This window comes from Streptomyces sp. NPDC054866 (assembly GCF_053610745.1).
Window position 1 is genome coordinate 994,061 of sequence record NZ_JBSGZA010000002.1, and the last position, 14,043, is coordinate 1,008,103.

Below are 14,043 nucleotides of genomic sequence, written 5' to 3' on the forward strand. Positions count from 1 at the left end.
CGGCCCTCGCTCACCTACGCGGGGCCGCCATCCGGGGGCGTGGGCGCCGCACGGGAGCTCTATGTGTCTGTCTCGCCGGTTCCGTACGCCCAAATGCGGACGGCCTGGCGAAAGTCTCGGTCAGTGCGCTGCCCGACCCAGGTGGCTCCCGAGTACCAGGGCGGCGCTACGACGCTCGTCCCTACACGGGACCTTCCGTCGCCGGCACCTTCGCGGCGGCTGCGTCGGCCCCTTGGTTCTCAAGCGGGGTCGTGGCTGCCTCGCGGTCGGGCGCGAGCGGGTCGGTCACCGTGCCGGTCTCGTCGTCAAGAAGCCCCTGCGCCAGCCTGGTCACCGCTGCGGGGACCGGCGGCGCCAGGTCGGCCACAGCTCGGAGACCGGACAGGACGTCGTCGGGTCGTACGGCAGGTGTCACGTGCCGAACAACCAGCCGCAGTATCGCACAGGGCTGGTCGGTCGGCCTATCAGTGTCGTGACTGATCGCCTCGTCGGAGGCGAGCGCCTCAAGGCTCACGACGGCCTCGCGGGCGTCGAAGGTCCGCATGCCGTTCTTCGTGCGGCGCTGGACCTCGACGCTCTCCGCGGCCCGGAAGGCCTCGGCGGCACGCTCCGCGTCCGCGGGCTCGACGCCGTCGAGGCGCAGCTCCCAGATGGACGCGGTGAGCCGGTCGGCGAGTCCCGAGGTGCGGGACTCGACCGCGTCGATGATGTCGAGCCCGCTGGGCATCGACTCGTCGAGCAGCTCGCGCAGCTTGTCGGGGTCACGCGGCTCGGTGAGCGCGATCTCCAGGTACTCGGCCTCACTGCCCGTGCCGGTGGGTGCGGCATTGGCGTACGACACCTTCGGGTGCGGGGTGAACCCCGCCGAGTACGCCATGGGCACCTCGGCGCGGCGCAGCGCCCGCTCGAAGGCGCGCTGGAAGTCACGGTGGCTGGTGAACCGGAGGCGGCCGCGCTTGGTGTAGCGCAGGCGGATGCGCTGCACCGCGGGAGCGGGCGGCGGGCCTTCGGGCTGTCGCTTGCCCAGTGTTCTAGTCCTTCGTGAGTGCGGTCGTACTGCTACCTAGAGTACGTGCCTCGGCCGTGTCCGGTTCCCGCCGGGCCACCGGCACCGGCACCGGCTCCCTCGGGACCGCCCCCACGGGGACCTGTTCCTTCGGGGCCCCGAACAGCATGCGCCGTACGTCGGCACGGGCCTCCCGCACGCTGCGGCGGGCGGCGGCCAGGGCCTGCCGGGTGGCGCGACCCGCCTCCTTCACCGCCCGCGCGGCCGGCCGCCAGATCGCGTCGCGTACGGCGTGCCCCACCGGAGTGAGGACCACGCGGTACACCCAGCGCACCGGGTCGACGAACAGCCACCGCAGGAGCCGGCCGAGGAAGCGGCCCACGGCGAGCGAGATGTACCCGGCGATACGCCAGGCGTGTCCGAACGCGGCGCCGATCTCGCGTCCGACGAGGGCGATGCCCCGCCCGATGGGCGCGAGCACCCAGCGCCACAGGGCGACGGCGGGCACGACGAAGATCCAGCGCCCCAGAGCGGCGAGCACCGTCCCGATCCCGCGTACCGTCCAGGCGATGCCCGCCCCAACTCCCCTGGCCAGCCAGGCGATCGCGTGCCCGATGGGCGTGAGCACGGACGCGTACAGCCACACTGCAGGCACCACGATCAGCACCCGCCCCAGCCACGCAAGACCCTTCCCGACGGGCACCACCACATACCGCCACAGCCCCACCCACGGCCACACGAACACGGCCTTGAGCAGCCACATCAGTACGGCCCCGATGCCGCGCCCGGCCACCGATGCTCCCGCCGCGATGCCCCGCGCGAGCCAGGCGATCGCGTGCCCGATGGGCGTGAGGACGGACGCGTACAGCCACATGGCCGGAATCACGAACAGCACCCGCCCCAGCCACCCGAGCCCCTGCCCGACCGGCACCACCACATACCGCCACAGCCCCACCCACGGCCACACGAACACAGCCTTGAGCAGCCACACCGTGGCGTTGGTGACGCCGAGCGCGACCGGCGTGATGACGTACTCGACCAGCCAGGACAGCGGCGTCACGATCAGCGTTCGCCCCAGCCACGCCAGAGCCCGCCCCACGGGCCGCAGCCCTCTGAAGTACACAAAGCGGCCGCACACGGCGAGGGCGTCCCACACCAGGCGTACCGGGACGACGAGTACGAGCACCACGATCCGCACCGGGATGCGGATCGCGACGGCCAGACAGCCATCGGCCTGCGGTTGCGGTTCGGGTTGGGGTTGCGGTGCGGTGAGCGGCCGCTTTTCCAGGTCCATGCCGTCCTAGACGCGTCAGTCGTGGGTGCTGGTTCGGTCAGACGGCGGTCGGGATCCAGTAGCGGAGCTTTCCGCCGCGTTCGTCCTCGAAGACGCCGCCCGCGGCCTCGATCACCTTGCGCGAACCGGTGTTGTCGGTGTCGCAGGTGACCAGGACCTGTGCGAGGCCCAGCGCGCGGGCGTGCGGCAGGGAGCCGATCAGCATCGCCGTGGCGTGGCCGCGGCGACGGGCGGTGGGCCGTACGTCGTAGCCGATGTGGCCGCCGTACTCACGCAGGAAGCGCGTGTTGACGTTGTGCCGGATGGCGAGGCGGCCGAAGTAGTCGGCGCCGTCCGCGTACCAGAGGGTCGTCACGGGGACGGAGAGCGGCTCGGCCGGGTGCGTGGCGGCGCGGACCTCGGTCACGTAGCGCTCGAAGACCACCGGGTCGTGCCACTTGTCGCCGTAGTCGCGCAGGGTGCGGCCGAGCGTCGTGTCGTCGTCATCGCCGCCGCGCCCCTCGGCGCGGAACTCCTCCATCGCGGCGACGAAGGAGAGGTGCACGAGGCCGGTGGGTGGGACGAGTCGCGGAGCACTCGTCCCACCCACCGGCTCCCCCTGCGTCACTTACTTCACTACCGACAGGGGAAGGAGCTTCTTGCCCGTCGGGCCGATCTGGATCTCGGTCTGCATCTGCGGGCACACGCCGCAGTCGAAGCAGGGGGTCCAGCGACAGTCCTCGACCTCGGTCTCGTCGAGCGAGTCCTGCCAGTCGTCCCAGAGCCAGTCCTTGTCGAGACCGGAGTCCAGGTGGTCCCAGGGCAGGACCTCCTCGTACGTGCGCTCACGCGTCGTGTACCAGTCGACGTCCACGCCGAAGTCGGGCAGCGTCTTCTCGGCGCACGCCATCCAGCGGTCGTAGCTGAAGTGCTCGCGCCAGCCGTCGAAGCGGCCGCCGTCCTCGTACACCGCGCGGATGACCGAGCCGATGCGGCGGTCGCCGCGCGAGAGCAGGCCCTCGACGATGCCGGGCTTGCCGTCGTGGTAGCGGAAGCCGATCGAGCGGCCGTACTTCTTGTCGCCGCGGATCTTGTCGCGCAGCTTCGCGAGGCGGGCGTCCGTCTCCTGCGCCGACAGCTGCGGGGCCCACTGGAAGGGCGTGTGCGGCTTGGGCACGAAGCCGCCGATGGAGACCGTGCAGCGGATGTCGTTGCCCGCGACCTCGCGGCCCTTGGCGATGACGTTCGCCGCCATGTCCGCGATCTGCAGGACGTCCTCGTCGGTCTCGGTGGGCAGGCCGAGCATGAAGTACAGCTTGACCTGGCGCCAGCCGTTGCCGTACGCGGTCGCGACGGTGCGGATCAGGTCCTCTTCGGAGACCATCTTGTTGATGACCTTCCGCATCCGCTCGCTGCCGCCCTCGGGCGCGAAGGTGAGGCCCGACCGGCGGCCGTTCCTCGTCAGCTCGTTCGCGAGGTCGATGTTGAAGGCGTCGACGCGGGTCGAGGGCAGGGAGAGGCCGATCTTGTCTTCCTCGTACCGGTCCGCGAGGCCCTTGGCGACGTCCGCGATCTCCGTGTGGTCCGCGGAGGACAGCGAGAGCAGGCCGACCTCTTCGAAGCCGGTCGCCTTGAGGCCCTTCTCCACCATGTCGCCGATGCCGGTGATGCTTCGCTCCCGCACGGGGCGCGTGATCATGCCGGCCTGGCAGAAGCGGCAGCCGCGGGTGCAGCCGCGGAAGATCTCCACGGACATGCGCTCGTGGACGGTCTCCGCCAGCGGCACGAGGGGCTGCTTGGGGTAGGGCCACTCGTCCAGGTCCATGACGGTGTGCTTGGACACGCGCCACGGGACACCGGACTTGTTCGGTACGACGCGGCCGATCCGCCCGTCCGGGAGGTACTCGACGTCGTAGAACCCGGGGACGTAGACGTTGCCGGTCCTGGCGAGGCGGAAGAGCACTTCCTCGCGGCCGCCGGGGCGGCCCTCGGACTTCCACTCGCGGATGATCGCGGTCATGTCGAGCACGGCCTGCTCGCCGTCGCCGATGACCGCGCAGTCGATGAACTCCGCGATCGGCTCGGGGTTGAAGGCGGCGTGGCCTCCGGCGAGGACGATCGGGTCGTCGACCGTGCGGTCCTTGGACTCCAGGGGAATCCCGGCCAGGTCGAGGGCCGTGAGCATGTTCGTGTAGCCGAGCTCGGTGGAGAAGCTGAGCCCGAACACGTCGAAGGCGCCGACGGGGCGGTGGCTGTCCACGGTGAACTGCGGGACCTTGTGCTCCCGCATCAGCTCTTCGAGGTCCGGCCAGACGCTGTACGTGCGCTCGGCGAGGACGCCCTCGCGCTCGTTCAGTACCTCGTACAGGATCATGACGCCCTGGTTGGGCAGCCCGACCTCGTAGGCATCGGGGTACATGAGCGCCCAGCGGACGTCACACGCGTCCCAGTCCTTGACGGTGGAGTTGAGTTCTCCGCCGACGTACTGGATGGGCTTCTGGACGTGCGGGAGAAGCGCTTCCAGGCGTGGGAAGACGGACTCGACAGGCATCACAGCGTCTTTCGGCAGGGTTCTCATGATCTGGCAGGGGTGACCATCAAGCGTACCCCGGTACTCAGCCGCCCAACGCCGACCGCAGTTTCGGCCTTGACGCCTTGGCCCACACCTCCGGCAGCTCCCGCTCGCGGTCCACCGCGGCGGCCTCCTCCTGGCCGTACAGAAGTCCCCAGGTGAAGGCCGTCTCGCCCGCCGCGTGGGCCTGGATCGCGAGGGTCCGCAGGGCGTCGCGGGCGACCACGCTGTCCTGGTGATCGCCGAGTACTTTCTGGACGGCCTTCATCCGCTTCGCGAACCGCTTGGCGGGCTTGCCGAGCGCGGGCTTAGCCGCCTCGCCCGCGTACCGGGCACGCTTGGCGGCCTTGCGGGCGCCATGCATCGCCACGTCGCGCTCCTCCCCCGGCGCAAGCGCGAGGGCGTGTTCGATGCGGGCCTCCAGGCGGGCGTAGTCCTTCCGGACGGCCTTGGGCAGGGCCTTGGCGGGGGACGCGGTGGCGGCCTTGCGCAGCGGGGGATCGGCGAGCAGGGCGTCGACGGAGTTCAGGAGCTGCACGTACCGCTTTCCTTCGAGCGTGGCGACGGTCCTGCTCCGGGCGTCGTCGGCGCCGACTACGTTCCAGATGCGCAGCCGGGCCCGCACCGGCCCGAGGAGCAGGGTCCCCGGCACGGCGTCGATGCGGTCCGTGAGCCGCTCGGCAAGGACCTCCTGGTCGCGGTCGACGCCGAGCTCGCCCGCGAGCCACTTCAGTTCGTCGCCGATCGGGTCGGTGACGGAGCGGTCGAGAAGCTTCCGGTACGAGCGGAACGCGCTGCGCATGCGCCGCGTGGCGACCCGCATCTGGTGCACGGAGTCCGGCAGGTCACGGCGGACGTCGGGGTCGAGGGCGACGATGGCGTCGCGCTGGGTGCGGATGTAGGCGAGGACGTGGTCGGCGGCGGTGACGGGGTCGGGTCGCACGGCGGGGTCCTTCAGATGGACGACAACGGCGTGCTCGCCCTTCTTCCCCTTCTTGGCCCCGGCAGACTTCGGCCTGCTCTCCGCGAACCGCTGCCGGGTCGCGGGCAGAGCCGTCCCTGCCTGGGCCTTGGCCAGTTTCGAGGCGGCGGTCGACCGTTCGACGCCCAGCTTCTTGAGCTTCTTCTCGATCCGGTCGAGCAGCGCGGGGTCCGCGCCGTCCGCGAGCTCCACCTCGATCTCGGCCCACTCGGCGGTGCCGCCGCCCGCCGTGAGCCGCTCGGCCCTGACCCGGTCGATGCTCAGCTCGGCAAGGAGGGCGCCCTCGCCGTCGAGGAGGTGGCGCAGGTCCCGCGCGGTCAACAGGCGCATGACGGGCACAAGTCCGGCGTCGCGCACCCGGGAGCGCACCAGGGAGGACAGCTCGGGCGGCACGGAGTCCGAGAGAGGGGCCTGGATCTCGTCCCGTACGCCCTGCGTGAGGGACACCGGCAGCTTCAGGTGCCAGCCCTCGTCGTCGCCGCCGGTGCGGCGGCGCAGCGTGATCGAGTCGGAGAGCAGGAGTTGGTCGGGCGTGTCGTGATAGACGGCGTCCAGCTCGACGACACCCTTGTCGACGACCTTCGCCACTCCTGCGACACCGGACAGATCAGGCAGCTCCGCGGCCGCTTCGACGTCGTACTTCCGCTCGATCTCCCGCTTTGTCTCCGCCATGAACCGAATCTAGACGGGATCCGGGGCGCTGGGCAGTCCCCCAGACGCCCCGGGGCTGAGCTACGCCGACATCGGTCGCTGCACCTTGATCGACTGGAGCAGGCCGACGGCCACCCAGACCGCGAACATCGATGACCCTCCGTACGAGACGAAGGGCAGCGGCAGACCGGCCACCGGCATGATGCCGAGCGTCATGCCGATGTTCTCGAAGGACTGGAAGGCGAACCAGGCGATGATCCCGGCGGCGACGATCGTGCCGTACAGCTCGGTCGTCTCGCGCGCGATGCGGCAGGCGCGCCAGAGGAAGACGCCGAGCAGCACCAGGATGAGGCCCGCGCCCACGAAGCCGAGCTCCTCGCCCGCGACGGTGAACACGAAGTCCGTCTGCTGCTCGGGCACGAACTGGCCCGTCGTCTGCGAGCCCTTGAAGAGGCCGGTGCCCGAGAGACCGCCGGAGCCGATCGCGATGCGCGCCTGGTTGGTGTTGTAGCCGACGCCCGCCGGGTCGAGCGCGGGGTTGGCGAAGGCCGCGAAGCGGGCGATCTGGTAGTCGTCCAGGACGCCGAGCTGCCAGACGGCGATCGCGCCGGCCGCGCCCGTGCCGAGGAGTCCGAAGACCCAGCGGTTGGAGGCGCCCGACGCGAGCAGCACGCCGAGCACGATCATCGCCATCACCATGACCGACCCGAGGTCGGGCATGAGGAGCACGATCACTATCGGCACGGCGGCCAGGCCGAGCGCCTGGAGGACCGTGCGGTGGTCGGGGTGGTCCCGGTCGCCCGCGTCCACCCGCGCCGCGAGCAGCATCGCCATGCCCAGGATGATCGTGATCTTCACGAACTCGGAGGGCTGGAGCGAGAAGCCGCCGCCGAGCACGATCCAGGCGTGCGCGCCGTTGATCGTCGCGCCGAGCGGGGTGAGGACGAGCAGGACGAGGAAGACGGAGATGCCGTAGAGGATCGGCACGGCCGTCCGCAGCGTCCGGTGGCCGAGCCACACCGTGCCCGCCATCAGGGCGATGCCGATGCCGGTGTTCAGGACGTGCTTGAACAGGAAGGAGTACGGGTCGTCGCCGACCAGCTCGGTGCGGTTGCGCGTCGCCGAGTAGACGAGCGCGGAGCCGATCGCGGAGAGCACGATCGCGGAGAGCAGTATCGGCCAGTCCATCCTGCGCACCAGCGAGTCGCGGGCGAACAGGCGGGCCGAGAGCGAGGAGCGCTCGGGCCCGTAGCCGGAGACGGAGAAGCCATTGTTGCCGGCCACTAGTCGCGCCTCCCGTTCGCGGGCGCGCCCGCCAGTTCCTGCGGCTCCTGCGGCGGCTTGGGGGCCTCAGGCTTGTACGGCTTGATCTTCGGGGACTTGATCGAACCGTCTGTCTCGATCTTCGGCAGGTTCTTCTGCGGCTCGGGCAGGAGGGCCTTCTTGAGGTCCTGCTTGCCGTTCTCGTCGAGGCCGTAGATGCCGTCGTAGATCTTGCGGACGGCGGGACCCGAAGCACCGGAACCCGTACCACCCTGGGAGATCGTCATCACGATCGAGTAGTCCTTGGTGTACGTCGCGAACCACGAGGTGGTCTGCTTGCCGTGGACCTCCGCCGTACCCGTCTTGGCGTGCATCGGGATCTTGTCCTGCGGCCAGCCGCCGAACCGCCAGGCGGCCGTTCCCTTGGTCGCCACGTCGGCGAGCGCACCGTCTATGTCGGCGCGCGTCTTCTCGTTCATCGGCAGCTTGCCGTGCGACTTCGGCTTGATCTCCTGGACCTGCTTGCCGTCGGCGCTGACGATCGCCTTGCCGACCGTGGGGTTGTACATGGTGCCGCCGTTGGCGATGGCGGAGTAGATCGTCGCCATCTGTATCGGCGTGACGAGGGTGTCGCCCTGTCCGATGGAGTAGTTGACGGAGTCACCGGCGCGCATCTTCATGCCTTCGAGGCAGTTCTCGTACGCGATCTTCTCGACGTAGTCACCGCCCTTCTTGCCCTGCTTGCACCAGCCGTCCTTGTTGGCCTTCCAGTAGTCCTTCTTCCACTGGCGGTCGGGGACGCGGCCCGTGACCTCGTTCGGCAGGTCGATGCCGGTCTCCTTGCCGAGGCCGAACTGGTGGGCGGTCTTGTAGAACCAGTCCTTGGCGTCCTTCTTCGGCTTGTTGCCGCCGTCCTTGGCCCACTGGTCGTGCGAGAGCTTGTAGAAGACGGTGTCGCAGGAGACCTCGAGTGCCTGGCCGAGGGTGATGCTGCCGTGGCCCTGGGACTCGAAGTTCTTGAAGGTCTGGCCGCCGATGGAGTATGAGCTGGGGCAGGGGTAGCGCCCGTTGAAGTCGTAGCCCGCGTTGACCGCCGCCGTGGTCGGGATGACCTTGAAGATCGAGCCGGGGGCTGCCTGGCCCTGGATGGCGCGGTTCAGGAGCGGGTAGTTGGACTTCTTGCCGGTGAGCTTCGTGTAGTCCTTGCCGGAGATGCCGCCGACCCAGGCGTTCGGGTCGTAGGTCGGGTTGGACGCCATGGAGACGATGCGTCCGGTCTTGTTCTCCATGACGACGACGGCGCCCGCGTCGGCCTTGTAGTTCTCGTTGGTGTTCTTGTCGAACTCCTGGCGGGCCTTCTTCATCGCGTCGTTGAGCCAGTACTCGGACAGGGCCTGTACGCGCGCGTCGATGCTGGTGACGACGTTCGCGCCGGGCTCGGCCGGGTCGTCCTTCGCCTTGCCGATGACGCGGCCGAGGTTGTCGACCTCGTAGCGGGTGACGCCTGCCTTGCCGCGCAGTTGCGCGTCGTAGGTCCGCTCGAGGCCGGAGCGGCCGACCTGGTCGGAGCGCAGGAACGGCGACTCGGTGTTCTCGGCCTTCTTGATCTCCTCGTCGGTGACGGGCGAGAGATAGCCGAGGACCTGGGCGGTGTTGGACTTGCCGGGCGCGGCGTAGCGGCGGACGGCGGTGGGCTCGGCGGTGATGCCGGGGAAGTCCTCGGCGCGCTCGCGGATCTGGAGGGCCTGCTTGGGCGAGGCCTCGTCCGTGATCGGGATCGGCTGGTAGGGCGAGCCGTTCCAGCAGGGCTGCGGGGTCTTGGAGTCGCAGAGGCGGACCTTGTCGGAGACCTCTTTGGTGCTCATGCCGAGGACGTCGGCGAGCTTGGCGAGGGCCGCCTTGCCGTCGTCCTTCATCTTCATCAGGTCCGTGCGGGACGCGGAGACGACGAGGCGGGTCTCGTTGTCGGCGATCGGCACGCCGCGGGCGTCGAGGATCGAGCCGCGTACGGCGGGGTCGACGACCTGCTGGACGTGGTTGCCGGAGGCTTCCTCGGCGTACTCCTCGCCGTTGCGGATCTGGAGGTACCAGAGGCGGCCGCCGAGGGTGAGGAGGAGGGAGAGCACGAGGATCTGGATGACGATGAGGCGGATCTGGACCCGGGGGGTCCGTCCGGTCTCGGGGATGTTGGTCACAGGCGCTTGACCCCCTTGATGCGTCCGGCGCGCGCGACGCGGGCCTTGGCTGCCTTCATCCGCAGGCCACCGCGCTGGTTTCCGATGCGCAGGCCGGTGCCGGAGGACAGCCAGCCGGACGCGACGTCCGTGGCCTTGTTGGCCGGGGAGGTCTCCCCCAGCGGGTCGTTCTCGGCTCTGCGGGCCAGCGCGATGATGAGCGGCACCGTGAACGGCGCGAGCAGCAGGTCGTACAGGGCGGCCGTGAAGAGGAGCCCGCCCAGGCCCACATGGCGGGCGGCGGTGTCCCCGACGAGGGCGCCCACGCCCGCGTAGAGCAGGGTCGATCCGATGGCGGCGCCGACGACCACGACGAGCGGCGCGGTGGCCGACCTGAGCCGTCCGGTCTCCGGCTTGGCCAGGCCCGCGAGGTAGCCGACGACGCACAGGACCAGGGCGTACCGCCCGGCGGCGTGGTCGGCGGGCGGGGCCAGGTCGGCGAGGAGTCCGGCGCCGAAGCCGATGAGGGCGCCGCCCACGTGGCCGTAGACCAGGGCGAGGCCGAGCACCGTGAGCAGCACCAGGTCAGGGACCGCGCCCGGCAGTTGCAGCCGGGCCAGGACGCTGACCTGGATGACCAGTGCGACGACGATCAGGGTGGTGGAGAGCAGGATTCGGTTGAAACGCATGGGGTCCGGTGCTCCTACTGCTCGTCGTTGCCGTTGTCGGCGCCGTCGGCCGGGGGCTGTCCTGACGGAGTGGCCGTCACGGTCACCGTCGGGGTCGGCTTCGGCTTGGCGGGCTTCTTCGGCAGGACCGTGTCGCGCGGGTCCTCGCGGGGCGCTTCGACGACGACTCCGACGATGTCCAGCTTGGTGAAGCCGACGTACGGCTTGATGAAGATGTTGCGCGTCAGGTCACCGCCCGACGGGTCGACGCGGACGACCTCGCCGACCGGCACACCGGGCACGAACGGCTTGTCGGCCTGCGAGCCGAAGGTGACCAGGCGGTCGCCCTTCTTGACCTCGGCCTTGCCGTTGAGCATCTGCACCGAGAGCGGGCGGTCGCCCTGTCCGGTGGCGAAGCCGAGTTCGTCGGTCTTCTCCATGCGGGTGCCGACGGTGAAGTCGGGGTCGTTGGCGAGCAGGACGGTCGCGGTGCTGGGGCCGACCGTGGTGACGCGGCCGACCAGGCCGTCGCCGTTCAGTACGGTCATGTCGCGCTTGAGTCCGTCGTTGGCGCCCGCGTCGATGGTGACGGTCCAGGAGAAGCCCTGCGCCGCTCCTATGCCGATGACTTCGGCGCCCTTGATGCCGTACTGACCGGCACCGGCGCTCTTGAGCATGCTGTCCAGCTGTCTGACGCGACTGCGGTTGCGGTCGTCGCTGCCGAGCTTCGCCTTCAACGCGGCGTTCTGCCGCGTGAGTTCTGCGATCCGGTCATGCCGGTCGCCGGAGTCCCGTACCGCGCCGATGGCGTTGCCGATCGGGTCGACGGCGGACGACACGCCGTTCTCGACCGGGCCGAAGACCGTGGCGGCGGCCTGGCGGGCACCGTCGACCGGCGAGTCCTCGCCACCACGGATGTCCACCGTGATCAAAGCGAACGCGATGGCGATCAGCAGCACCAGGAGCAGCCGGCTCTCTCGTGTGTCCCTCACGTGCGGCGGCCGTGCCTTCCTCAGTTGGAAATCCTTGGAATTCTGAGCAACTGTGCGTATGTAGGAGCAAATCTAAACAATCCGATTCCGCGGCGTCTGCGGGCGCCGCGGAATTGTTATGCCTTGCCCTTGTTGTGCGTTGTCTTCTGAGCCCTCTATATCAACGATCCGCCGCACGAGGTGACAGGCACTCGTACGGCGGACACCCTTATCGCGGGTTCGCGCCACTCTCAGCGGCGCGGCGATGCGTCAAGGACCTGCTGGAGCGCCTCGAACTCCTCGACGCACTTGCCGGAGCCGAGCGCCACGCTGTCCAGCGGGTCCTCGGCGATGTGGATCGGCATGCCCGTCTCGCGGCGCAGACGCTCGTCGAGGCCGCGCAGCAGGGCGCCGCCTCCGGTGAGAACGATGCCGCGGTCCATCACGTCACCGGAGAGCTCCGGCGGGCACTTGTCGAGGGTCGTCTTAACCGCGTCGACGATCGCGTTGACCGGCTCCTCGATGGCCTTGCGGACCTCGGCGGCGGAGATGACGACGGTCTTGGGCAGTCCGGAGACCAGGTCCCTGCCGCGGATCTCGGTGTGCTCGTCGGCGTCCATGTCGTACGCCGAACCGATGGTGATCTTGATCTGCTCGGCCGTGCGCTCACCGAGGAGGAGGGAGTACTCCTTCTTGATGTGCTGGATGATCGCGTTGTCCAGCTCGTCGCCCGCGACGCGGATCGACTGTGCCGTGACGATTCCGCCGAGCGAGATGACGGCGACCTCGGTGGTGCCGCCGCCGATGTCGACCACCATGTTGCCCGTGGCCTCGTGGACCGGCAGGCCGGAACCGATGGCCGCGGCCATGGGCTCCTCGATGATGTGCACCTGGCGGGCGCCGGCCTGCGAGGAGGCCTCGATGACGGCGCGGCGCTCGACTCCGGTGATGCCGGAGGGCACACAGACGACGACGCGCGGGCGAGCGAGGTACCGCCGCTTGTGGATCTTCAGGATGAAGTAGCGGAGCATCCGCTCGGTGATCTCGAAGTCGGCGATGACGCCGTCCTTCAGCGGTCGCACGGCGACGATGTTGCCCGGCGTGCGACCGATCATCTTCTTGGCTTCGGCGCCGACAGCGAGGATGCCACCGGTGTTGGTGTTGATCGCGACAACGGACGGTTCGTTGAGAACGATCCCGCGACCCCTGACGTACACCAGCGTGTTGGCGGTCCCGAGGTCGACAGCCATGTCACGGCCGATGAACGACATGTTGTTCCCCATGAGGATGCGTCTGGCCTTCCCTGGAGCTTCTGATGGCTTTTTAGGTAGGCGAGGTGGGTGCTGTGTGGCGTGGAGGCTTCCATCGTAGTCTCGCCTGCACGAACACGGCGCTAGGGTCTTCGCCATTGTCAGCAGATGATGCGCCGCCTCGCCCTTGGAGACGTGCCATCGGAGGCACGGGTTCCCCCAATTGGGGCGCATATGCCAAGGGGCGGCCGGTTTTCTCGGCCACCCCTGGTCAGGGCGGTGCCCTGCTGACTAGGCGTCAGAAGTCTTTACGGAACTCTTTACACGCGTCTCTGCATGCGGACGCCGGACGACACCCGGGTCAGACGACACCCGGGAAGAAGATCTTCAGCTCGCGCTCGGCGGACTCCTCGGAGTCCGACGCGTGGATGAGGTTCTCCCGGACGATGGTGCCGAAGTCGCCACGGATGGAGCCGGGCGCGGCGGCGATCGGGTCGGTCGGACCCGCGAGGGCGCGGACGCCCTCGATGACACGCTCGCCCTCGACGACGAGCGCGACGACCGGACCCGAGGACATGAAGTCGACCAGCGGCTCGTAGAAGGGCTTGCCCTTGTGCTCGCCGTAGTGCTGCTCCAGCGTCTCCTGGTCGAGCGAACGCAGTTCGAGCGCGGAGATCGTCCAGCCCGCCTTGCGCTCGATGCGGCCGATGATCTCGCCGATCAGGCCACGACGGACGGTGTCGGGCTTGAGCAGGACGAGAGTGCGCTGGGTCATGTGCGGCTCCAAGCAGTTTTTCTACGAGCGTGTGGGTTGCCCGGCAGGATACCGGCACCCACTACACCGCGTTACCTCCGGCCCCGGAAGCCCGTCTCGCTAGGCCTCGGCTCCGGCCTCTGTCTCGGCCTGCGCCGCGAACCTGGCCTTCGCCTCGTCGATCTTCTGGCCGAAATGGATCGAGGCCCACCACAGCGCGGCGAACACCGCCCCCATGAAGAACATGATCGGTACGACGAAGCCGCTGGCGATGAGCGCGATCTGCAGCGCCCAGCCCAGCTGCACCCCGCCGGGCCTGGTGATCACACCGCACAGCAGGACGCAGAACAGCATCGCGATGCCGCAGACCGTCCAGACGGTGCCCATCGTCAGGTCCGGGTCCTTCATGGCCACCAGACCGGCGAAGCCGATGACGAAGAACTCGCCGATCAGCGTCGAAGCACAGAGCGTACGCACAG

The 14,043-nt window shown here is 69.2% G+C and carries 12 protein-coding genes; all 12 read right to left on the bottom strand.

Annotated features, from left to right (window positions below):
* Window positions 1–181 precede the first annotated feature (181 nt).
* The 12 genes from ACWGI2_RS13210 to ACWGI2_RS13265 all read right to left on the bottom strand — a co-directional run bounded on the left by ACWGI2_RS13210 (window position 182) and on the right by ACWGI2_RS13265 (window position 14,041).
* On the bottom strand, window positions 182–985 hold the full coding sequence (locus tag ACWGI2_RS13210) for a TIGR03936 family radical SAM-associated protein (protein ID WP_453395527.1): 804 nt from the start codon (window positions 983–985) through the stop codon (window positions 182–184).
* 46 nt (window positions 986–1,031) lie between these two features.
* Entirely contained in the window at window positions 1,032–2,300 is a 1,269-nt protein-coding gene (locus tag ACWGI2_RS13215) for a hypothetical protein (protein ID WP_453695317.1), read from the bottom strand.
* Window positions 2,301–2,337: 37 nt separating this feature from the next.
* Entirely contained in the window at window positions 2,338–2,889 is a 552-nt protein-coding gene (locus ACWGI2_RS13220) for a GNAT family N-acetyltransferase (protein ID WP_453395529.1), read from the bottom strand.
* Window positions 2,890–2,907: 18 nt separating this feature from the next.
* On the bottom strand, window positions 2,908–4,830 hold the full coding sequence (locus ACWGI2_RS13225) for a TIGR03960 family B12-binding radical SAM protein (RefSeq protein WP_453695319.1): 1,923 nt from the start codon (window positions 4,828–4,830) through the stop codon (window positions 2,908–2,910).
* A gap of 64 nt (window positions 4,831–4,894) precedes the next feature.
* The gene (locus ACWGI2_RS13230) at window positions 4,895–6,505 is read right to left on the bottom strand and encodes a CYTH and CHAD domain-containing protein (protein ID WP_453395531.1); all 1,611 of its coding nucleotides are present in this window, start codon (window positions 6,503–6,505) and stop codon (window positions 4,895–4,897) included.
* A gap of 60 nt (window positions 6,506–6,565) precedes the next feature.
* Window positions 6,566–7,768: a rod shape-determining protein RodA gene (rodA, locus tag ACWGI2_RS13235; protein WP_453395532.1), complete on the bottom strand. Its 1,203-nt coding sequence runs from the start codon at window positions 7,766–7,768 to the stop codon at window positions 6,566–6,568.
* Window positions 7,768–9,942, bottom strand: coding sequence for a penicillin-binding protein 2 (gene mrdA / locus ACWGI2_RS13240; RefSeq protein ID WP_453395533.1), 2,175 nt, complete (start codon window positions 9,940–9,942; stop codon window positions 7,768–7,770). Before mrdA ends, rodA begins: the two co-directional genes overlap by 1 nt.
* Window positions 9,939–10,610: a rod shape-determining protein MreD gene (mreD, locus tag ACWGI2_RS13245; protein ID WP_160505012.1), complete on the bottom strand. Its 672-nt coding sequence runs from the start codon at window positions 10,608–10,610 to the stop codon at window positions 9,939–9,941. The genes mrdA and mreD overlap by 4 nt, the downstream gene beginning before the upstream one ends.
* Window positions 10,611–10,624: 14 nt before the next feature.
* On the bottom strand, window positions 10,625–11,581 hold the full coding sequence (gene mreC, locus ACWGI2_RS13250; protein WP_453395534.1) for a rod shape-determining protein MreC: 957 nt from the start codon (window positions 11,579–11,581) through the stop codon (window positions 10,625–10,627).
* A gap of 230 nt (window positions 11,582–11,811) precedes the next feature.
* Window positions 11,812–12,831 carry a rod shape-determining protein gene (locus ACWGI2_RS13255; protein WP_160505014.1) on the bottom strand — a complete coding sequence of 340 codons (1,020 nt, stop codon included), beginning with the start codon at window positions 12,829–12,831 and terminating at the stop codon, window positions 11,812–11,814.
* Window positions 12,832–13,171: 340 nt separating this feature from the next.
* Window positions 13,172–13,585 carry a nucleoside-diphosphate kinase gene (gene ndk, locus ACWGI2_RS13260; protein ID WP_160505015.1) on the bottom strand — a complete coding sequence of 138 codons (414 nt, stop codon included), beginning with the start codon at window positions 13,583–13,585 and terminating at the stop codon, window positions 13,172–13,174.
* Window positions 13,586–13,684: 99 nt separating this feature from the next.
* Window positions 13,685–14,041, bottom strand: coding sequence for a DUF4233 domain-containing protein (locus ACWGI2_RS13265; RefSeq protein WP_453395535.1), 357 nt, complete (start codon window positions 14,039–14,041; stop codon window positions 13,685–13,687).
* Between the last annotated feature and the right edge of the window lie 2 nt (window positions 14,042–14,043).